This is a genomic window from Actinokineospora auranticolor (assembly GCF_002934265.1).
In the GTDB taxonomy this organism is placed as follows: Bacteria; Actinomycetota; Actinomycetes; order Mycobacteriales; family Pseudonocardiaceae; genus Actinokineospora; species Actinokineospora auranticolor.
The window spans coordinates 1-21244 of the sequence record NZ_PTIX01000025.1 but is presented as its reverse complement, the minus strand read 5'-3'; the positions used below and the strand labels follow the sequence as shown (position 1 = coordinate 21244).

Sequence of the window (21244 nt, the reverse complement as noted above, 5' to 3'; positions counted from 1 at the left end):
CTCTCCGGACGCGCTCCCCGTGCCGCCTCCGGTGGCAATCGAGCCTCCCGGATCGGCGGTCGCACTACGACCGCGGGAGGTATCGGGCCTCCTCCCGTGGTCGCAATCCGGCCCGCCGCCGTCAGACGGTGGGCTCATGTGCGCGGGGGAGCCGTCGGCCTACCATCGTCGTGTGATGACCGAGCGGCGCTGGGCGTCCCGGCTGCCGCGGGCGGCGTGGGAGTCGGTGCTGCTCGCCCTTTTCCCGCTGCACGTCCTGACCACGTGGACACCCGCCGAGCTGCCGGTGGCCGTCGCACTCACCGTCGCGCTCACGCTGCCGCTGCTGTGGCGGCGCCGGGCTCCGCTCGCGGTGTTCGGCGCGGTGGCGACCGCGGCCTTCGTCCAGTTGCTTGTGGACGTTCAACTGCCCGCGGACGCCGCGCTGCTGGTGGCTCTCCACACCGTGGCCGCGACCTCGAGCAGGCGCGTCACACTCGCCGCCGTCACCGTCGTGGAAGTCGGGGCCGCCTTCGCCTGCCTGCGCTGGGCGACGGACGGCGCGTTCCTGACCCCGTTCGCCGCGCTCACCGCGATGGTCGTCGCCGCGGCCGTCCTCGGCGTGAACGCCCGGACCGCGCGCGCCTACCTGGAAGCCGTACGGGAACGGGCCGCCGCCGAGGAACGGGCCAGGATCACCAGGGAGATGCACGACATCGTCACCCACAACCTGTCCGTCATGGTCGCGCTCACCGACGCCGCCGTCCACGCGCAGCACCGGTCGCCGGACAAGGCCACTGCCGCGATGCGCCAAGTCGCCGAAACAGGTAGGCAGGCGCTGACCGACATGCGGCGCTCACTCGGTGTCCTGCGCGCCGAGGAAGCGGACGCGGCGCGCCACCCGCTGCCCGGCATCGCGCAGCTGGAGATCCTCACGGGCCAGATGTGCGCCGCTGGGCTCCCGACCGGCCTCGACATCGACGGCGGCCACGCGCACATACCCGCGACCGCGCAGTTGACCGTCTACCGCCTGGTGCAGGAAGCCTTGACCAACACCCTCAAGCACACCCCCACCGGCACCCGCGCGGAGGTCCGGATCGAGTGCGCGGCCGACACCGTCACGGTCGACGTCACGGACACCGGCCCACAGACCTCCCCCGTCACCCCCGCGGGCCACGGCATCACCGGCATGCGCGAGCGTTCGGCCGCCTACGGGGGAACCGTGCTGGCAGGCCCCCTTCCCGGCGGCGGCTGGGGAGTGCGCACCCGCCTCGCCTTCGGCAGCGCCCCGGTGGTGTCCACATGATCCGCGTCCTGATCGCCGACGACGAAGCACTGCTGCGCATGGCGTTCGGCATGATCCTGGAGGCGCAGCCGGACCTGGTACCGGTCGGCGAGGCCGAGGACGGCGCCGCCGCCATCCGCCTCGCCGCCGACCTGCGCCCCGATGTCGTCCTCATGGACGTCCGCATGCCGGGCACCGACGGGATCGAGGCGACCCGGCAGATCACCCGGACCTGCCCGCAGACCAAGGTCCTGATCCTCACGACCTTCGACCTCGACGAGTATGCCTTCGCCGGGCTCAAAGCGGGCGCCTCGGGCTTCCTGCTGAAGAACACCGGACCGCAGGAGCTGCTCACCGCGATCCGCACCGTGGCCGAGGGCAACGCGGTGGTCTCCCCGCGCGTCACCCACCGCCTGCTGGAGAAGTTCCGCCCCCACATCCCGGACGCCACCACCGCCGCCCGCGACGAGCGCCTGAACGGCCTCAGCGCCCGCGAGCGCGAGGTGCTCGTGCAGGTGGCCTCCGGCCTGTCCAACGCCGAGGTCGCCGCCGCGCTGAACCTCGCGGAGGCGACAGTGAAGTCCCACCTCGGGCGCATCCTGCACAAGCTCGAACTCCGCGACCGAATCCAGGCCGTGGTCTTCGCCCACGAAAGCCGCCTCATCCACCCGGCGTGATGCCCGTGATCGCCGTCGCGCGGCCAGGAAAGCGTCAGCCGGGCCCAAGAAGGTCTTGCGGATGAGGGGACGCCTTTACCGATTGCCATAGGTGGAGTCGTTCGGTATCGACGACTTCGCGCCGGTGGGCGAGTGGCCGCGGACGCTCGGGCGAAAAACCTCGCTCGGCGTTAAGGCTAATCGAGCCGGACAGACGTCGAAAGCCCCGGTGGTTGGCAACCACCGGGGCTTTCGAATCGCCGAAGTCCTTAGACAGCGAGGGTGGAGGCGGGGTCGCCCACCCGGGCCCAGCTGCCGTCACCGGAGGAGCTCAGGCGGTAGACGCCGGTGCTGTTCAGGCGGTACAGCGTGCCGTCGTTGGCAGCGGCGAACTGGTCGCCCGCGCCGCCCACGCTCTCCCAGCGGAACTGGTCCTCGAGGAAGCGGAACGCGTTGCCGTTGGACGGGGCCGTGGCGACGAGGTACGGGCCGCCGTACATCTTCCCGGCGGGGCCACCCACCTGGATCCAGTCCCAGCTGGTGCCGGTCCAGGTGAAGATGCCGCCGGTGCTCTGCCCGAAGATGTAGCCGGGCGCGGTGATGACGAAGTCCTGGCCCGCGCCACCGATCTTCTGCCAGGGGTTGGCGGGCTCGGCCGTGTAGATGTAGACGTCACCGTTGGTGGTGTTCGTCGCGGCGAGCAGGCCCTCGCCGCCCGCGATGAGCGAACGCGCCGGGCCGCCGATCTTGCGCCACTCGGTGCCCCACCACTCGAAGACGCCGCCCGCGCTGCGCCCGGTCAGGATTCCGGCGTCGTCGACGACGAACTGGTCGCCGGGGCCCCCGATCAGGTGCCAGGTGGTCGTCTCGTGCTCGTAGTAGAAGATGCTGCCGGTGGTCGGGTTCGTCGCGAAGACCTGCCCACCGCCCGCGTAGATCTGAGCGGCGGCGCCGCCGATCTGCGTCCAGCTCGTGCCGTCGTACATCAAGACCGCGTCACGGTTCGGCGACAACGCGTAGAGGGTGTTCTCGGTCACGGCCGCCGCCGCCGCGCGGGCGCGGGTGTTGGTGCGGGCGTGCTTCGGGAGGGTGTTGGGGGAGCGCGGCGAGACGATCTCGCTCAGCGAGCGCGGCGCCTTCTGCTCCGGTGCGGCAGTGGCGACTCCCTGGGTCGGCAGAACCAGCGCGGCCGCGAGCGCTACGGCCGCGCTGACGAACAAACGTCTTGACATGAAAGTTTCCCTCCAGATTTTTCGCCCACGTACGGGCAAGAAATAGATAGCACAGATCACGGGGTGGTCGACATGGTCCAGACCGGTCGCCGACCGTTCTCGAACCGTTCCTTGTGAAGGCCATGCGGATGCGGTACCAATGGAGCGGAAGCGTTGGGGGAGCGTCTCTGGGGGTACGTGCGTGTATAGGGACCTGTCCGCTTTCGGAGCGGAACTGCGTCGTCGCCGTGTGTCGCGTGGCCTGTCGTTGCGGACGCTGGCCCGCAAGCTGGGGCTGCCCGGCCACAGTGGACTGGTCGACTACGAGCAGGGCAGGCGCCTGGTGCCCGCGCACCTGCTGGAGGCCTTCTCGCGCGTGCTCGACGACGGCAACGGCGAGCTGAGGCGACTCCACGACCTCGTGCTCGCCTCGCGCGCCGATCCGGCACCGGGCGTGTTCACGCCGGAGCGCACCGTACCGGCCTCCCCGTTCCCCGCGGACCTGGCCGACTTCGTCGGCCGGGAACGGGAGTTGGCCGACGTCGAGGCGTGGCTGGACCGGCCCGCGGCGGGCGCGGCGTCCCGGGTGCTGGCGGTGTCCGGGCCGCCCGGCATCGGCAAGACCAGCGTCGCGGTGCGCCTCGCGCACCGGCTGGCCGAACGGCGGCCCGACGTGTCGCTGTACCTCGACCTCGGCGGCTCCGGTCCCGCGCCGTTGGACGTCGGGCAGGCGCTGCACCGGATGCTCGTCGGCCTGGGGTTGCCCGAGACGGGCATCCCGGCCGACCTCGACGACCGGGCGGCGCTGTTGCGCTCTGTCCTCTGCGGACGGCGCGCGCTGATCCTGCTCGACGACGTCGCCGACGAACGCCAGGTCCGGCCGCTGATCGCGGGCGGTCCCACGATCACGGTGCTCACCAGCAGGAACCCGCTCGAGGGCCTCGACGGCGCGCATCACGTGCCGCTCGCGGGGCTGGCCCCGGGCGCGGCCGTAGACCTGCTGGCCGCGGTGATCGGCCCGGCCAGGGTCGCGGTGGAACCCGATGCCGCGCACGAACTCGTCGAGCTCTGCGCCCTGCTGCCGCTGGCCATCCGGCTCCTGGCCACCAGGCTGGCGACCTGGCCGCGCTGCCCGCTGGCCGACCGCGTGCACGACCTGGCCGTCGCCGAACAGCGGCTGGACCTGCTGCGGGCAGGCGACCGCACCGTCCGCGGCGTGCTCACCGCGGCCCACGACGCGCTGCCCGACCCCGCGCGCCGCCTGTTCCGCCGCCTGTCCCTGGTGCCGGGGCGGCACTTCGGCGTGGACGCCGCGGCGGTGGCCCTGGGGGTGACGCCCGCCACCGCGGGCGAGCTGCTGCGTGCCGTCGTCGACGCCGGGTTGGCCCAGGCCGCGCCGACGCCGGACAGGTACCGGTTCCACGACATCGTGGCGCTGTTCGCCGCGGACCGCTGCGCCGCCGAGGAGACGTCCGCCGACCAGGAGAAGATCCAGGCGGACCTGGTTTCCTGGGCGCTGACCACCGCGGCGCGGGCGGCCGGGCTGCTCGACCCCAGTGGCCGCGCGACCCCCGATCCCGACTCCCCACTTCGGACCGCCCGGGCGGCGACCCGGTGGCTGGACGAGGAGATCGACACGGTCACCGACGCGATCCGCCGCGCCACCGCCGCGGGCAGAGCGGATCTGGTGCACCCGTTGACGGCGAGCCTCCCCTGCTACCTGGACCTCCGCACGCGCTGGGATGTGATGGAGGAACTGGGGACGCACGCCCGCGCACTGGCCGTCGAGACCGGGGACCGGCGGCAGGAGGCGGTCGCGCTCAACTGCCTCGGCCTGGCCAGCCGCGAGTCGGGGCGCCCGGCCGCCGCGATCCGGTACTGCAAGCAGGCGGGCCTGGTCGCGGGCACGACCGGCGACGTGCTGGCGGAGGGCATCGCGCTGGAGGGGTGGGGACACGCCCTGGTCACGGCGCACCGGCAGGCCGAGGCGGTGCCGATCCTGCGGCAGGCCGTCGCGCTGCTCGCCACGCAGCCCCACCGGTGGTACGAGGCGGGCGCGCTGAACCAGCTCGGCCGCGCCCTGCGTGAGGTGCGCCACCACGACGAGGCGGTGACCCGGCACGAAGAGGCCATCGCCGTCTTCCAGGAGATCGGCGCCGTGCGCGGCGAAGGACTGGCCCGCACCCACCTCGGCGACACACTGGCCGCCGCGGGCCGCCTGACCGACGCCGCGGCCGCGCACGCCCTGGCGTACGAGCACTTCGCGCGGGACAGCGACGAATGGGGACAGGCGCTGGCCCTGCGCGGCCTGACGACGGCGAGGCTCGCCCAGGGCCGACAGGTCGAGGAAACCGCGTCCCCGCCCGAGGTCGAGCGTCGCTTCGACAGCACGCACGACGGGCCCGGCGCCCCGCGTCAGCTGCTCACCCGAATCGAGCAGGTCGGGCACCGGCAACCCGCGCCTGCACCGGGCTGAGGCGCGGCGGCGTTCCCGCGGTCACTCGGACGCGGACGGGATGCCCAGCCACGACAGCACCAGCGGGTTCTCACCGAGGTCCCACTCGGTGGGCGGAACGGCGTCGGATGGCCATTCCGGGTCGCGCCATGCCTTGTACACCAGGTCATCGGGATCGGGGAGACCGTGGACATCGCGCAACGCCACCACGCAGCGGGTCGTCATCGCGGTGTATTCCGCCGTCAGCGCGGGTAGTGGCGAGGAGCAGGCCCAGTTCGGCGGGGCGTTGTCGATCGGCGGTGTCCACCCGGCCGCGGCCAGGCGGCCGGTATCCGCGGGCGGCGCCCCAGCCTCGGCGTGCAGTTCGTGCTCACCGCCTGCGAACTGCACGAACTTCAGCGGATCGGCCCGCGAGAAGACGACCAGGAAGACCCGGTCCGATACCTCGCGCAACGCCTCGGTGAGACCTCCGGCGAACATGTCCCAAGTGGACACCTCGGTCACCTGCCTTCCGGGGTGCGGAACCGGACCATCACGGACCTAGACGACAGCGTGACGGTGATCTGAGCGGGCCCCGTCTCCCAGGTCGCGTCGGTGTGCCCGCGGTCGCGCCTGATGGACGGACGACCCAGCCGGTCCGCCCCTTGGCGCACCACCAGCGTGAAGAGGTCGCCGAGGAAGGCCCTCGACGCCGGTGTCTCCTTCGTGACCGCGTCCGTGATCCGGAAGCGCACGGACGACACGGTGTCGATGCCGGGCATCGACACCGCCGGTGGGGTGAGGGCCGGGTTGACCAGGTACCCCAGCCCGTCCTCGACCTCGATCGCCCAGCCGGGGCGGTCGACCGCTCGCCGTTGGGCGTCGGCGCGGGACAGCGGCCAGGGGAGACCGGCCCAGAAGTCGAGGGTTTCCCAGACCTGGGCCGGGGACATCACGGACTGGTCCACGTCAGCACCTCCGCAATCGCGTGGTGGGGCCGATCCCGCGTTCGGTCCCGGTCTGCGGCGGGCCGCCGGAGCACAGGCCACGCGCGGGCGTCTTGTCGCGGACCGCCCTGCCCACCCTCGTAGCCCGGTCGTACTGAACTGTCACGGGGACCTCCCGCGGGCCACTTTAGTTCGTGCTCCCTGCCGCGGCTGCGGGGCGTTCCTCCGGCGGAGGCGCAAGATGACGCCGGTCACGACGAGAGCGACGGTGACTCGCGTCCGCACTGTCCGCCGCCGGGTGCGACCACCTGCGGTGGCCGCACCCGATAGCGGTTTCCCCCTGAGCCCGCGTTGGCGCCGGGTTCGGTCAGGGGCTGACCAGCGGCGTGAACGCGGCCTGCACGTCGGCGTCCGTCGGCGTGACCTTCTCCTTCACATCGCCGGTCGACCGCAGGTTGTCGAGGAACTCGGGGCAGGTCGCGCCGCCGATCTCCAGCGTGGTGTCGGACAGCACCCGGCCGCTGGTCACCTCGATGGCGCGCACCGGGACCGCGATGCGGTGGAACGACACGGTGCTGCGCCTGCGGAGCCCGCCGACCTCGACGTAGCGGCAGGTCTCCGCGACCGAGCCCTCGCCGGACGGGCCCACGCACAGCACGACGGTCGCGTTCGCGACGTCGTCCACGACCCAGCCGCCGGGCAGGCGCTTGGTGAACTCGGTCGAGCCCGCGACGTACGCGCGGCCCGGCCGGGCGTGCGGCGGCGCGGCGGTGTACGCGGTGGACGCTTCGCAGTACCGCGGCCGGACGCCCGCCGAGGTGCCGAGCGCGGACCGCACCGCGTCCAACTCGATCGCCCACTGGGCCTTCTGCACGCCTTCCTTGGCGCGCGGCGCGAGTTCGTGGGTCGGGTACGTGTCGACCAGCATCTTGTACCGGGCGCGGGCGAGCGGGAACGACCGCTGCCCCATGTTGCGGTCACCGCACGACATCAGCGCCCGCGGTTCCAGACCGGGGACGACATCGGCCGCGCGGCCCAGCGCGTCGCCGTCGGGTCGGTGCTCGCGCAGCCACTGGGTGACGTCGGCGACCTCGCAGTCCTGGCGCTTGGGCAGGTCGGCGAGGAAACCGTCCAGCACGACCCGGACGACGTTGCCGTACGCCGGTTCGTCCCGCAACACGCCCGCCAACCCCCTGAACCCCTCGGAAAGCCCGACAGTGCGTCCGCTGAGCCCGGTCCTGAGCGTCGCGGCGGACGCGGCGATCCGCACGCACGTGCTCGTGGCGTGCTCACCGCGCGCCACGAGCGGCGGGTCGGCGAGCCGGTGCGCGAAGGACAACCGCTGCACCGCGGCGACGGTCCGGTCGCAGTCGCCGCTGTCGCGGGCCGCGTAGCCGTCGGACTCGATACCCGCCGCGTCGAGGCGCAGCAGTGTGACGACCAAGAGCACCGGGAGCAGCGCGGCACCGCCGAGCACCCGCTGCCGCCGCGGACTCGACACGGTGCCGCTCTTGGCCGCGAGCCACCACCCGTGCCAGGCCAAGACACCTGCCCACAGCACGAGCACCAGGTGGGAAAGCATGGTCCGGACCACGAGCGCGGAGACCAGCAGGTAGCCGATCGTCACCAGGACCGCGAGGACGGCGAGCCAACGCTTGCGCAGCAAGAAGTAGCCGATGCCGAGCAGGGAAGCGTTGCCGAGCGCGGCAGCGAGCGGGTCGACGGACGGCGGTGGGACGGGCTCCGGCTGTGGTTGGTCGAGTCGGACGTACCCGCCGGTCTCCGGCCCGGCGCCGACGGGGTGCGTCATCGTGGGGGACAGCACCGGGATGGGGCCGGTGTCGGGCTCGAACGGCACCGCGGGGGCCGGCGCGGGCTCGGGTTCGGTGCCCTCGTCCGGCTTTACCTCCGGCTCTACGCTCCGCTCCACGTCCGGCTCTACGCCCGGTTCCGCCTCCGGTTCCGCTGCCGGCTCCGGACGGCGCTCGGGGCCGAGGATCGGTGCCTGCGTCGACGCCGGTAAGGCAACCGTCTCACCGCCCACGTCCGGCGAGGTCTCGTCGTGCGGCTCCGGCGGCCTGGTCTCGTCCAAAGTGCTCCCCTTCACGGCTGGTCCCGGTCAGGACACAGGACCCACATAGTGGAGGTTCCCGCCACTCGCACGGACCGCGTTTGCCTGGTCGTGACCGAGAATCCGCCTAATGCCGCATCGCGCGGCCCGAAAGCCGCAGGGCGTAAGGGGATCGCACCACGCCATACAGCCAGGTGGACTACGTCCTGGCAGAACCGAGCCCCACTTCCCCAGCGCGTTCATGGCCACTCCGTGCGCCACGGTCCACCCGAGCAGTCCAATCCGCCAACCGGGCTACGACCAGTTCGCAGCTGTACCGCGTTGTACGCGCGATTTGTAGGCCGCGCGCCCACCACCAGCGGATCTCCCAACCGCCGGTGCCGCGGTCTGCCCCGACAGGTTCCACCTCGGTGCGCTCACCAAGCCCCATGGCAACCCGACCGGTACACCCCGCCTCCACGGGTTGACCTCCGGTAAACTCGAGGTTCGACAATATAGCCATGACGATGCGACAGACCACGGTGTCCGGCCACGCAGTCACCGCGGGCGTGCGAATCGACAGCTGGTGGCGGCTCCCCACCCCGGAAGAGGCCGACGCCGCAGCGGAGGCAGCGTTGGCGGCGATGCCCGCGGTCGCCGGTCTGCTGCGCTTCTCGGTCCTGCGCTCGCCGACCGAACCCACCCTGTTCCTCCAGTCGCTGTGGGTGGACGCACCCCATCGGGACGCCTACGTGCAGAACGTCGCGGCAGCGCCCCGCGCCGCGGTCGACGAAAAGGTGCCAACCATCATCCGCGACTGCGCGTTGACCGAGATCACCCACGTCATCGTCCACGCCGAAACCCCAGCGGCCTCATGGCGCACCCGACGGATCCCCACCACCGACCCCCACGCACTCGCCGCGGAGGAGGAAAGCCGCCTCCGCCGCACCCCGCCCGCGCCCCTGCTCCGCGCCTCGATCGGCATCACCCCCACCGAGGTCGTCGTCATCGAAGAGTGGACGGGCGTCGCACCCGCCCCTGCGTACCTACCGCTGGGCGCGGTCACCCCCGCGAACAACCTGCCGTAGCCGCCGACATCCGACCCACCGCCGATGGTTGTCTTGGCGGTGTGCGACACGGTGTGCGGAAGCTCCGAACGGGGGCCATCTCTGGTTGACGTCCCCCGTCCGGAGAGCCTTTCCGTTCGATCAGCCGATCGGCACGATCGTCCAGCGCTGCCATGCCAGAGAGCTGTCAGCGACCTGCGTCACCGGGACGGCGTTGTCCGTCCCGCCGTTCTGGGCCTCGATCACCTTGGCTGAGAACACGTTGCGCACGGCGAGCGTGCTATCGGCGGTGGTGGTGAACTCCCATTGTTGCGCAGTCCTGCCGTCGCAGGTGTTCTGGATGATGGCGACGCTGTTCGCGACGCTGCCCGCGTACAGGTCCATGCACTTGTGGGAGTGGTGGTTCTTCAACGCGTACCTGTTGTTGCCGAGGCTCACCACGTCCCAGACCTGCTTGGGGCCCGCCACGCATTGCCACAGCTCGGTGCCCGCGCCGTCGCGGAGCGGGTCTTCGCCAACACCCGCGACTTGGACGCACCGATCGGACTGGACGCCCTTGATCTCGATCGCGCTCTGCGTGACAGTGGTGGTCCGGTACGCCGTCGTAGAAGCACCGCCGTCGTTGCTCGAGTCGATCCGACCGTTCTGGAACTCCACGCGCGTGCCCTTGGGCAGTGCGCTGTGGTCGGTCGTCGGGTAACCGAGCCAGGACCGCTCAGCGCCGAGATCCCGCCACTTCTGCGCGACCGGCGCGCCCACCGTGTGAGCTCCGGTGTTGGGATGCCAGTAGATCACGCCGTTGTTGGCGGCGAAGTTGGCATACCGCCCGACGCCATCCGAGGTGGTCAGTACGTCGCTGACCGGGTAGCCGAAGGGGCCTGACTCGTAGTTGAGCGTGGCGAACTTCTGGTGGATCTCGCCGTTGAGGGCCACTGTTCCGTTGCGCTGGGTGAGGTATACGGAGCCAGAGGAGAAGCGCTGTGTCCGGGCGCCGTCGGTGCCGAACCCCACTTCATCACCGGTTGGGGTGCCCATACCGGCCTCGAAGCCCATGGTGGCGAACTTCCTGTGGACCTCGCCCTTGACCTGGCGGATGGCGCTCTGGGCGGGAACCCAGTAGATGGAGCCCGCGGTGAAGCGGCTGTAGCGCACGCCTGCGTCGCCGTACCCGGTCTCGTCGGTGCGCGGGTAACCGTACGGGCCGATCTCCCCGCCGGACCGCATCCAGGTCAGACCGACCAAACCATAGACTTCCCGCGCACCTGTCTGCGGGCTCCAGACGATGTAGTTGTGCTGACCGCTCGTCCGCTCGAATCGTAGGATCTGGCCCAAGCCGTCCGCGGCGGGCGCCTGGTCGACCATGGCACCGCCCACGGCCTTCGGTCCGCCGCGGGAGAGCAGCTTGTCGAGGAGCGGTCCGCTGTAGACCACGTGTACCGCGGTACGTCGGTAGCTCCCGAGGTCGTCGGAGTTGAGGTAGAGACGGCCCTTCGCGTAGGGCTTGTAGCCGAGGTTGCCCGCGTCGAGAACCGCATCGCCGATTGGCGCGCCCAGGTTGGCGCGCAGGACGGGTTCGGCAGCGTAGCGGCGGTCCATCGGAAGTAGCGGCTTGGGGGGCTCTGCGTGCACTCTCGGCGCGGTGTTGTTCGCCTCGCTGTCGTAGGCGCCGGTGACGAACAGGTACTTCCCGCTGACGTCCCTGGCCGGGCGCAGTGCGATGGTATTCGCGTCGCCGCGCACGCACCAGGTCGCGTCGGTCTTGAACGCGGTGGTGCCGTCCGACGGGTCGACTCGCGCGAGTACCCGCCTTGCCGGTGGACTGCCTGCCGCAGCGGATGCGCCCGAACGCCACCGCAGATAGTTGTTCGGCCTGAGGACGGATTGGAACGAATAGCACTCCGGGTTGCTCAACCCCGGCTCGACCTTCCAGGCCAGCTCGGGGTGCTCGCCCGGCGTCCACGGCGCGGCGGTGACATCGCCGTTGGTATCGGCCAGGTAGTACTCGTCACCGTTCTGCACTTCGATGCGCAACGACTGTGCCTGCCGCTCGTACTGGCCGACGCGGAGGAACTTCTCCCGGTCTGCCGGTCCAGCGGCCAACGCGGTGTCTGCGGCGGTGACGAGGTCGGGGTGTACCAGGCTGCCTGCCGCACGGGTGCGCAACTCGGTGATCTGCCGAATGACCTCTCGATCGCGCTTGTCGAGCATGATCTCGATGTCGCGCAGGTGAGCGTCCTTGGCTCCCGTGTCGATGAACTTCTTCCACTCCGCGGGGTTGCGGCTGCGCACAGCGGCCTCGGCCGAGCCGTAGACCTCGGTGTCACGCGGTGCGCGGTTCCACACCTCGATGACGAAGTCCTGGTCAGTGAGGTTGATCAGGTTCTGCGACTGGTCGCTGCCCAACCCCAGCGCGTGCCACGCGGCGTTGGCTTTCGCCTGGCGGGCCAGTTCCGCGGCTTTCTCGGCTTCCGTCCACGCGGTGTCCTCCTGGATCAGCCGGTCGAGGTCCTTGCGGTGCTCGTCGTGGATGCCGACGACGAGGAAGTTCCACTGCGCCTCGGCGGTACCCGGCAGCGCGGCGCGAGCAGCCTCCTTGACCGCGGTGTCCTTGTGCGAATCCGCCTTCAGGTCGAGGTAGACGATGAAGTCGTAGGTGGACTTGGCCAGGACCGTGTTGTCGATCGGCACGCTGATCGCCGCGGCGGCCTTCGACTTGACCGTGCGCTCCTCTTCCTGGCGCTGGCGGCGTTCGGTGACGGTCTTCCGGTCCTCCGTGCTGGCCGCGAAGATCCCAACTTTGATGAATTGTGTGCTGGTGTCCTCGCCGTCGGCGGCGAGCGCGCCGATGGCCGCCTCCTTGAGCGTCTGGTGTTCCGGCTCGAGCGGGTGCGGTTTGTCCAGGTCGTCGGCCGCGTAGTACAAAGCGCCCACGAAGTTGCGGTCTGTCAGCACAAGCAGGTCTGGGCCCGCCACCACCCCCAACTCCGCGGCGGCCTTGCCCTTTTCGATCTCCGTTGACTGCGCGGCCGCGACAGCTCGGACAATTTGGCGTGGAATGATGACATGCAGGACTTTGTCTACAAGGGTTTGCCCGCCAAGAAGGCGACCGGCGGCACTGCGTGTATTGTCAAGATTGTCTTTCGCAAAGGTACTCCTGCGACGCCGGTTGGTTACGACCCGAAAATAATGCATAAAGGACACCTTGTCGCGGCGGCCTTCGGAGGCTCCAACGGCGTGGAGAACGTTGTCCCGCTGTATGTCAAAGCAAACACTCCTACCATGAACCTTGATGTCGAAGCCGAGGTCAGGCGAGCGGTGCGGGCTGGGGATCGTGTGCTCTACCGGGCGACGGCGTACTACTCGGATATCAACGACGAATTGCCTAGCTTGGTATTTATCAAGGCGTGGGGCATGAAGACCTCGTTCCGCTGCTTCGCTGTGATCAGGAATGCCAAAAACTCGCCACGTACGGGCTGTGTGTAGATTTGTGGCGTCCGTACCACGTTGGGCGGGTAACGATGTCTGCCCAACGTGGTACTCTTCTTGGTCCTGTGCAGAGGAGTCTCGGTGGCTGGTTCGCGCAAGGTTGTCGAACAAATTGCAACACTGGCAGATTGGTCGGGGAGTTATTCTCCAAAGCTCGACTGGGATACAGTCGAGCGCCGATTGGGAACACCGTTTCCTGGTGACTTCAAGGAATTCGCGAGCCGATTCCCTTCGGGATTGTTTCGAGGTGTCATCAGGTTTTTGAACCCGATCCAGGATCGAGATTTTCTGGATCGGTTCAAGCTCGAGTTCGACAATAGTCTGACCCTTGCGCGATTTCTGTGGGAAGAGGAGGGTGCTTTCCCGCCGTTTCCGGAGCCTGGGGGCGTTATCCCGTGCGGGGGTGACGTCGCAGGCGGGGCGTTGATGTGGCTTCCCAGGTCCCCTGATCCCGATGAGTGGCACGTCGTGCACTTGGACAGGGATCTGGCGAGCGGCTACACAATTACGGAACACACTATTACTACTGCGCTCCTGGAGGTGATGAGTAGCAAAGACAAGCGCAACATCCTCGGCTGGGACCTGGCTGGAGAAGAGAGGTTCTTCGAACCCTTCTGAGCGGTCTCGCGCTGGAGTCGGGAGATCGCCGGTCGCAGCAGCGGTGTCGACGGCTCAGGGTGACCAACCGCAACAGGGGGTTCGGCTTCCTGCGAGTGATGTCGGCGAACGCTGAGACGGTTGCCGACATCCGACATCGCCTTGGCCTTGCCACCGGCAGGCGAGACCGCCCAACCGGCGCGGACGCCCTCATCCTGCCCTGGGTTGGGGCAAGCAACTGGCCACGTTGGCCGCCATGCTTCGTGCCGACGGCATGAAAGCCGATGCCGGGCGCATCGCCATCACCGTGGTGGGCACCCGGGTGGGGACCGTGCACGACCTGCTGAACCGGGTTGCCACCGACCCCGACACCGTGCGCTCGGCCTCGCGGGCGCGGTGCTCGAGCACAAGCTGGGCAAGCACGACGACTGGCTTGGACCGGAGCTTTGGTCGCGCAGTACGCCGCCCGCATGCTCGACATCCCGGGTGCGCGCTGCGGCCTTGGCCGTGCTGAACGGTCTGGATCACCAGCAGTTCGGTGGCCGAGTCGAAGACCGAGCCTGATGGAGAAATCTCGGAGCTTGGTCGCGATCCGGAGACGAGCTTGTTCACCGGGATCACGTGGTTGGCCGATGCCGGTGTGCCGGTTCACGTCTTGTGGGTGATCGCGAGGCCCGGAGCGCTGACACAACCCAGCGCTACATCCACCCGGACACACAGTCGATCATGAACGCGGGCGAACACCCGTCCGCGCATCTGCACGCACCTCGCGTGCTTCGGTTGAGGGTGGTCTAGGCAGTGTCCTGTAAGCCGGTGATCAGGGGAGCTGGTAGTTCTGGTGCGTGGTGAGTTGACCGATCGCGCGTGGGCGGCGATCGAGCCGTTGTTGCCGGTGTCCGGGCGTGGCCGTAGGTGGCGCGATCACCGGCAGGTGCTCAACGCGATCCTGTGGAGGCTGCGCACCGGCGCCCCGTGGCGTGACCTGCCCGACCGGTACGGACCGTGGAAGACCGCGCATGGGCGGCTGCGCCTGTGGACCGCGGACGGCACCTGGCAGCGCATCCTAGACTGGGTGATCGCCAAGGACGACTCCGTCTGCCGATGCGCATCCTGATCACACCCGGCCAGACGGGTGACAACCCGTAGCTGCTTGTGCCGCTGGACGGCATCCGCGTCGCCCGCATCGAGCCGGGACACCCGCGCGTCCGGCCCGATGCGGTGATCGTGTCGCACAAGTCGACCCGCGACGCGACGCGGACCTGCCGGATCACGTTCACCTGCCCCGAACGCAAGGACCAGATCGCCCACCGCGCGGCCCTAGGCTCACGAGGGAGACGACCACCGGCCTTCGACGCCGAACGCTACATGCAGCGCAACGTGGTCGAACGCTGCGTCAACCGACTCAAGCAGTTCCGCGGACTGGCCACCCGCTACACCAAACGCGCCGCCTACTACCAGGCCGAAATCGCCATCGCCGCCATCACCCTCTGACTGCGATCACGAATTACAGGACACGCCTAGCGAGACCCGGTGAGATGTGGTCCCTAGATAGTCCCCAAGGCCGTCCAGAGTGGATCTATTCATGATCGACACCAGCAACTAGAACAACATCCCTCACCTGCGAAAGCTCGCTGGTGAGAGGCGTTGTTTCGACCGTCGGGCTGACAGGCTTCGAACCTGCGACCCCTCGACCCCCAGTGGCGGCCGAGCATGGAGCTGACCAGCGAAAATAGAGAACCCGCTGCCTACGGTGGTGTGGTTGACGCAGATTGAGCGCACTTGACCCCAGTGGCGGCCGAACGTGGCCCTGACCAGTGAAAACAGAGAGCCCGCTGCGTGTGGTGGAACCGTTGACCTCCGTTGAGCGCATCTGACACTCGGTCAGGTCGGCATGGCTCTCCAGTCTCGCTCCTGCTCCTGCCCGGGGCTCGCCGTACAAAGATGGCTACCGACGACACGGCATGGGGCTTGCTAGGCGCAATGCGGGTGGAGCGCGGTTACGGGGTGAGGTCGCGCCAGAGCAGCCAGTAGGCCCATTCCTCGGTGGTGACGCCGCAGACGTGGCCGCCTGTAAGGGACATGGTGACGAACTCGGGTTCGCCGGGGTGCGCGACCAGGGTTTCGGCGAGTCGCAGCGGGCCGGGCCCTGGGCGGACGTGTGCCCAGGGGAGTGGGTTCTCATCACCTGTGGTGCTCAGCAGGAACGACCCGTCGGGCGCGAAGAGACCCTTGGCCCTGGCCAGGGTGAGCCAGGCAGCGGTGACTGCGGAGAGGTCTTCCTCTTCGTCAACAGCCACTGTCGGTTCGTCGCCTCGCGCGACGCTGTCCCAGGCGGCGCGCGGTGTGAACTCGGCTGGTTCGACGACGCCGAGCAGGATCAAGCCCGCGGCTGCCAAGCGTTCGCCGCGGGTCTGTTCCGGCGTTGTCATCAGGTGCCTTCGGGGTAGAAGTAGTGGTGTTTCCCGCCGATTTGACCGTACCGGGGGAGGTCGCGGTTCGGTGTGTCGCCCCAGCCGAAGTCGACACCGCTCGCCGAGGGATCGCCCTTGGGCTGGCCCGCGTGGAAGTGGGGGCCCTTGGCGCGTGGGTCGGCGGTGTGTTCGGCGATGACACGGGAGCCGTTCTCGGTTTCGAACTGCAGGTAGTTGCCGTGTGAGCCTTGGTCTTCCGAGTGCCGGTATCCCGGTTCGCCGCGCCTGGTGGGGTCGTTGCCGACGGTCCAGGTGGCGTCCGGTTCGGTGCCGCGTGGAATGCCGGCGCGGTCGTACGCGGCGTCGAGTGCGTCCTGCCTTGAGGTGAAGTCCCGGTTGTCGACGCATCCGGACAGCCCGAACGGGTCGATCAGGTAGGTCGATGCTGATGGAAGCGCCCGCCCGGTGGTGGAGCTGTGTGAGCGGTAGCCTGGATCCCGCTTCCCATTCCGCTCCGACTCTGACGAACACCGAGGTCCGCGCCGTGTGCAGGTCGACTGCGCGGTATCCCGAGTCGGTGCGGATCAAGCGGATGCGTGGTCCGTGTTCCGGTAGCTCCGCGACCTCGTCGGCGACACGCGGGTAGCGCAGACGCCTCCCGTCCTCGGTGAACAACCACACCGCGTCAGCCGTCACCTCGACCCGCTGGTCCAAAGTGGATGACCAGGACGGACCGAACAACTCGCCAGAGCGGTAGTTCGACTGGTGGTGACGCTCCAGCACCAGCGGCAGCACCCCGGGCAGCGACAGGTCGGTGTGGGTGAGCACCACCTCGCCGGTGGCCACGTCGATCGGGTCGTCCTTGCAGAATGGCCGGTCCGACGACCGGGACGCCACGCGTGGATCGTCCAAGTGCGGGTTCGCCCCACGGGCCGAGGGAACATCGCCCTTGGTTGCGGCGGTACGGTGTGCGGTGGGGGAGTGGTTGCGACCGGTGCGGCGGAGGTTCTTGAGCTTGTCGGCGATCTTGCCGAACAGCGTTCGGAGTTTCTCCAGCAGCGGGGTGACCTTGCGGATCGTGCCGGTCACCTTGGCGATGAGCTTGCTGACCTTGGTCATCGCGTTCGACACGGCGACGGTGATCTGGCCGACGACGATCGGGGTGGCCAAGCCGAGGGTGAATGCCTCCTCCAGCAGCCACTGGACGGCGTTGCCCACCAAGCGGGCGATCAGATCACGCACAGCGGAGCGGACCGCGGCGACGAGCGCGCCCATGATCGTGGTACCGGTGGACAGGCCGCCCGCGACCGAGGACGCCGAGGCCAAGGCGTCGGAGACCTCGGCGGCGTGCGCACGGTAGGCATCAGCGGCGGCACCTTGCCAGCCAGTGAGGTCACGGGAGACCAGATCGGCGTGGTCCTGCTGGATGGAAGCCAGTTCCCGGGAGACATTGTCCCAGGTCTGGCCATAGGAGGCGATCACGTCCGGTTTGCCCGCGAGCCAGTCCAGCGCCTGGCGCAGTGGCTCGAAGTGCTCCATCAACCACCCCGCACCCGCGGCGAACAACGCCCCGAATGGATTCGCCACGGTGTCCGCGACATCCATGCCGAACGCCACCGCACCCATACCGCCCTCGACCCAGTCACCCGAGGAGATCCCCTGATAAGCCGAGACGGCGTCCTCCGCGATCGGGATACCGGAGTACCCGGTCGTGGAGTCCTTGACGGCGGCGACCAGGGGGTTGCTCACGCTCCACCGCCGTACATCGCGGTATTGGTGTCCTCGGTGGTGCCATAGCCGGTGGCGGCGCCCTTGAGGTTGTCGATGTCGTTGCCGAGCGTGTCGATCCCGGCGGAGATCATGTCGGCACCCAGTGACTCGAACGGGTCCAGCAACCAGGCGAACGGCCTGCCCAGCACTCCGTAGGCGTCGTTGTCCATGCTCACCTGCCGGGCTGCGGACAACGCGGTACCCAGCCGCTCTTCAATCCCGCCAAGGTTGCCCGCGTGCCCAGTCAACTCGCCCGCAGCCACGTCCATGTTCTCGGCCATCGCCCTGTCCCCTGTCAGTCCCCGTGGCGGAACACTGTCCTGCCCTCGAAGTCGTCTTCCTCCAGACGCCGCGAGCCTGGCTCCGGTTCCGCGGTGTCCGGCTCCGGGAAACTTGCCCGCGCCGTGTCCAGTAGGTGACTGACCACTCCGTCTCCGGCCAGCCCCTCCTCCGCCGCGACCCGTTCCATCAACTCGGGCAACCGCGCCTGCGCCTGCCGCAACGTCGCCATGATCAACCTCGACACCTCGACCATCGACCGCCCCTTGGCCGACTCGTCCAGCGTGATGTCAGAGGGCAAACCACGCGAATCCACGGTGACCCGCACCGGACCGGACTCCTCGGTCACACTCAACCCGGCCACCCGCTCCGTGACCTGCCGAACACGAGCCAACCGCTCCTGGCCCGCATGCTCCCAGTCGACCACCATCGCCTCGACCGCCGACAACTCCGAGGCCGGATCACCCGACACCGCATCCTCCTCAGGAAAGCAACCACCCAAGTACGCCGACCCATCTTGACACCAAACGTCGGACATCCTCCGCCACGACGCAGGATCGGCGTTGCGATGTCCCGGTCCCGCAGGTGTTGTGAACGCACCCGGTAGCGCGCTGACCCCGCACCCCTGGCGCGAGGTGACGTCATCGACCGAGCGCCACTCGTGGTCGACGGCCGAAAGTCGTGATAGCGGTACATGGAAGCATGGCCAGTAAACGCAGTGTCTCAGTATGACGCTGCTGGTCAAATAGATGACCACTTGTCTTCGCGGGAAGACGCGTCTCCTTGGCCCTCAGTGGCGGCCGAACGTGGCCCTGACCAGCGGAGACAGAGAATCCGCTGCGTGTGGGGGAGTGGTTCACGCAGGTTGAACGCACTTGACGGTCGGTCAAGTAGGCACAACTCTCCAGCTTCGCTCCTCATGGGACGCGTTGGACCACCCAAACCCGTTTGCGCGAGATGTCACTATCGACACCTGCGGAGGTGGCAATGGTCAACTTCGCCACCTCCGCGGGCGCGCGAGCAGCATGAACTTCTGCGTGCCGACCCCTGGGTTGCCCCGTTTAATCATGTCGACCAGAAGTTGTTGCAACGTTCTACTCTTTTGGGGAGACGTCAACCTCGTTGTCGGCGATTACGGCCGAGTTCCTTGTTTGGATAGAAACTCGTAGAAGTCCGTTGAGGTTGACTGAACACTACCGTCGTCGTGGTTCCAAAAAGCAATATGACACTGACAGGTACCAGCAACTACTGGGAATCCCCACCAGTCCCCAGTTCCTACGGGGGCGACGGCGATGAAGTCCGGAATCTGGAACTCGCCGGTATTTACCGACAATAGGTTGTCGTCATGAACGTGCTCGGATTTGACGGGCACTAGTTCTAGATATCCGAATCTGCCGCCGCCGTGTCGAATCATGAACTCCCGATACTTTGCGGGAAGCTCAACCCCGAGAGTTTCTTCGATCTCTTTGATTTCACTCTCGGTAGTTGGTGTTAGTTCGAACAAGCTGTAGTCGGAGGAGGGGTCGTTTCGCCTGTGCGCCTCAATCGCTTGATCGATCTGTGCTTCAAGTTCTGCCAGTTCCACGCCCTGCTCCACACGCTAGCGATATATCCGACTACTTGGGAAGATTATCGTACCATGTTTGTGTGGGGAGGCTGCCCCATCCTTGTTCTTGCGACCTGTACCACCAGTGCAACTGGCGATCCTCTACTCGCATTTCTGCGGTCACGCCTTGGTTGCTCTTGTTACGGTGAAGGTTGGTTCCCTTTCCACGGTGTACTTGGCGATCGAGTTCGTGGATCGCCGACCCTGGCATTTGATCGGCATGGTGCAGTTCGATATTGTTTCCCAGTCGCTTCGGAGCAAATCCATGAGCCGCGCCCTGGATATCCCTCTTCGTCCACGGGCCGATAGCGCGGATGGCATCATCCGCGGGTCCTGTGCCAGTGCCCCCGGTGGGGCAGTTGTGCACAAGCGCCGAAATGCCTCCCGCGACGACATAGTAGGTGTGGAAGGTGTCGACGGTGAGGTTGTGTGCGCGCTGTGCGGCGTACCGATGGTCGACCTTGATGACAGTGGCGGTGCGGCCATCGGTTTCGAGGACCTGAGAACCGGCCCGAAGTTCCGCAGCGATGCTCCATCGCGCCGAGTCGGCTAGCCAGAACGGATGTCCATCGGTGGCGGAGATGGTGGCGCCGTTGGACATTGTGATGTCGACGAGGCGCTTATCCCCTTGTCCGGCGATCGTCCCGACGACTGCCTGAGGCGTCGTTTCTCCGGTCTCGGGGTTCGTGGCCAGGACTTGATCGCCGAGTTTCAGTTGTTCGATCGGTCTGGCGCTGCCGTCGGCCAACAGTACCAAGGTGCCGGGTGTGAAACTGTTACAGCCGCTCAGGGAAGCGAGTCTGCGTTCGGCTTCCTCGACACGGCGGAGGTCACCCATGGCTTTGTCTCGGCGGCGGAGCCAGTCTTTGGCGTTGCGGATGGCGTCGATGATCTTGTCGACGATCTTGCCCGCTTTGAAGATTTTGGTCCAGGGGAGGGCGGAGACGATCTCGTAGCCGCATTCGAGGATGTTGAAGTCCTTGACGCAGCTGTCGACGATGCCCTTGATGCCGATCATTTCCTGGAGGGTGTCGCCTGCGATCTGGATGGCGACGTCGACCCAGCCGCGTTTGTCGGCGGCGAGTTTTTTGGCGTCCTCGTATTCCTGGACGCTCATGCCGGATTCCTTGACGGCGTCGGCCTTGTTCACGCCGCCGCCGCCGTCCCAGGGCGGTTCGATCCAGATGCGGTAGACGTAGACCTGGACGGTCCAGTAGACGACCGCGACGAGTTGCATCATCGGCACGAAGAGGCCGATGAAGAACATCGTCCACACGAACGTGGTGTGGGCGACCTTCTCGGTGACCGTGACGGTTTTCCAGTAGAGGCCGGAGGGGCAATGCCACTAACTTAAGCAAGAAGCTGCTATTATTTTCGGGTGGCTCGCGTGGTGCAGGTTCGTGGTGGTGTCGTTGATTCGTCGGCTGTTCGGTTGACCGATCGGATCTCGTTGGGTGTGTTGGCGG

16 protein-coding genes and 2 pseudogenes are annotated in these 21244 nt (G+C 67.9%); 7 read left to right on the top strand and 11 right to left on the bottom strand.

Going from position 1 to position 21244, the window contains the following annotated elements; genetic code table 11:
- The first annotated feature begins 175 nt into the window (after positions 1–175).
- Together CLV40_RS30615 and CLV40_RS30610 are read left to right on the top strand one after the other, a co-directional pair.
- Entirely contained in the window at positions 176–1285 is a 1110-nt protein-coding gene (locus CLV40_RS30615; protein ID WP_104482491.1) for a sensor histidine kinase, read from the top strand.
- Positions 1282–1941, top strand: a complete 660-nt coding sequence (locus CLV40_RS30610; RefSeq protein WP_104482490.1) for a response regulator — start codon at positions 1282–1284, stop codon at positions 1939–1941. Before CLV40_RS30615 ends, CLV40_RS30610 begins: the two co-directional genes overlap by 4 nt.
- A gap of 248 nt (positions 1942–2189) precedes the next feature.
- Here the strand turns inward: CLV40_RS30610 and CLV40_RS30605 are convergent, their stop codons facing one another.
- Positions 2190–3152 carry a tectonin domain-containing protein gene (locus tag CLV40_RS30605; RefSeq protein ID WP_146108309.1) on the bottom strand — a complete coding sequence of 321 codons (963 nt, stop codon included), beginning with the start codon at positions 3150–3152 and terminating at the stop codon, positions 2190–2192.
- A gap of 139 nt (positions 3153–3291) precedes the next feature.
- Between CLV40_RS30605 and CLV40_RS30600 the strand changes: the two genes are divergently transcribed.
- Entirely contained in the window at positions 3292–5607 is a 2316-nt protein-coding gene (locus CLV40_RS30600) for an ATP-binding protein (protein ID WP_104482488.1), read from the top strand.
- Positions 5608–5628: 21 nt separating this feature from the next.
- Here CLV40_RS30600 and CLV40_RS30595 read toward each other — a convergent pair whose 3' ends face one another.
- The 3 genes from CLV40_RS30595 to CLV40_RS30585 all read right to left on the bottom strand — a co-directional run bounded on the left by CLV40_RS30595 (position 5629) and on the right by CLV40_RS30585 (position 8604).
- A complete protein-coding gene (locus CLV40_RS30595; protein ID WP_146108308.1) occupies positions 5629–6081 on the bottom strand; it encodes a TY-Chap domain-containing protein in 453 nt (150 codons plus the stop codon).
- Positions 6082–6086: 5 nt separating this feature from the next.
- Complete coding sequence (locus CLV40_RS30590) at positions 6087–6533, bottom strand: DUF6301 family protein (protein ID WP_104482486.1); 447 nt, start codon at positions 6531–6533, stop codon at positions 6087–6089.
- A gap of 346 nt (positions 6534–6879) precedes the next feature.
- Positions 6880–8604, bottom strand: coding sequence for a hypothetical protein (locus CLV40_RS30585; RefSeq protein ID WP_104482485.1), 1725 nt, complete (start codon positions 8602–8604; stop codon positions 6880–6882).
- 479 nt (positions 8605–9083) lie between these two features.
- On the opposite strand from CLV40_RS30585, the gene CLV40_RS30580 reads away from it, so the two are divergent.
- Positions 9084–9650: a hypothetical protein gene (locus CLV40_RS30580; protein ID WP_104482484.1), complete on the top strand. Its 567-nt coding sequence runs from the start codon at positions 9084–9086 to the stop codon at positions 9648–9650.
- A gap of 120 nt (positions 9651–9770) precedes the next feature.
- Here the strand turns inward: CLV40_RS30580 and CLV40_RS30575 are convergent, their stop codons facing one another.
- Positions 9771–12821 carry an RICIN domain-containing protein gene (locus tag CLV40_RS30575; RefSeq protein WP_104482483.1) on the bottom strand — a complete coding sequence of 1017 codons (3051 nt, stop codon included), beginning with the start codon at positions 12819–12821 and terminating at the stop codon, positions 9771–9773.
- 42 nt (positions 12822–12863) lie between these two features.
- Between CLV40_RS30575 and CLV40_RS30570 the strand changes: the two genes are divergently transcribed.
- From CLV40_RS30570 to CLV40_RS40910, 3 genes and pseudogenes are all read left to right on the top strand, one after another.
- Positions 12864–13112: a hypothetical protein gene (locus CLV40_RS30570; RefSeq protein ID WP_245931664.1), complete on the top strand. Its 249-nt coding sequence runs from the start codon at positions 12864–12866 to the stop codon at positions 13110–13112.
- Positions 13113–13196: 84 nt separating this feature from the next.
- A complete protein-coding gene (locus CLV40_RS30565; RefSeq protein ID WP_146108307.1) occupies positions 13197–13733 on the top strand; it encodes an SMI1/KNR4 family protein in 537 nt (178 codons plus the stop codon).
- A gap of 805 nt (positions 13734–14538) precedes the next feature.
- Positions 14539–15203 (top strand): annotated as a pseudogene (locus CLV40_RS40910) (transposase).
- Between the two features lie 937 nt (positions 15204–16140).
- On the opposite strand, the gene CLV40_RS39940 reads toward CLV40_RS40910, so the two are convergent.
- The 6 genes and pseudogenes from CLV40_RS39940 to CLV40_RS30520 form a co-directional block, all read right to left on the bottom strand.
- A complete protein-coding gene (locus CLV40_RS39940) occupies positions 16141–16353 on the bottom strand; it encodes an HNH/endonuclease VII fold putative polymorphic toxin (RefSeq protein WP_245931676.1) in 213 nt (70 codons plus the stop codon).
- Between the two features lie 424 nt (positions 16354–16777).
- Positions 16778–17242 (bottom strand): annotated as a pseudogene (locus CLV40_RS39935) (DUF6531 domain-containing protein); the annotation flags it as partial.
- Positions 17243–17868: 626 nt separating this feature from the next.
- Positions 17869–18174 carry a type VII secretion target gene (locus CLV40_RS30535; RefSeq protein ID WP_104482479.1) on the bottom strand — a complete coding sequence of 102 codons (306 nt, stop codon included), beginning with the start codon at positions 18172–18174 and terminating at the stop codon, positions 17869–17871.
- 14 nt (positions 18175–18188) lie between these two features.
- Positions 18189–18644 (bottom strand): YbaB/EbfC family nucleoid-associated protein, encoded by a 456-nt coding sequence (locus CLV40_RS38465; RefSeq protein WP_104482478.1) that lies wholly within the window; start codon positions 18642–18644, stop codon positions 18189–18191.
- 660 nt (positions 18645–19304) lie between these two features.
- Positions 19305–19757: an SMI1/KNR4 family protein gene (locus CLV40_RS30525; RefSeq protein WP_181043837.1), complete on the bottom strand. Its 453-nt coding sequence runs from the start codon at positions 19755–19757 to the stop codon at positions 19305–19307.
- A gap of 31 nt (positions 19758–19788) precedes the next feature.
- Positions 19789–21045: a polymorphic toxin-type HINT domain-containing protein gene (locus tag CLV40_RS30520; protein WP_245931675.1), complete on the bottom strand. Its 1257-nt coding sequence runs from the start codon at positions 21043–21045 to the stop codon at positions 19789–19791.
- Between the last annotated feature and the right edge of the window lie 199 nt (positions 21046–21244).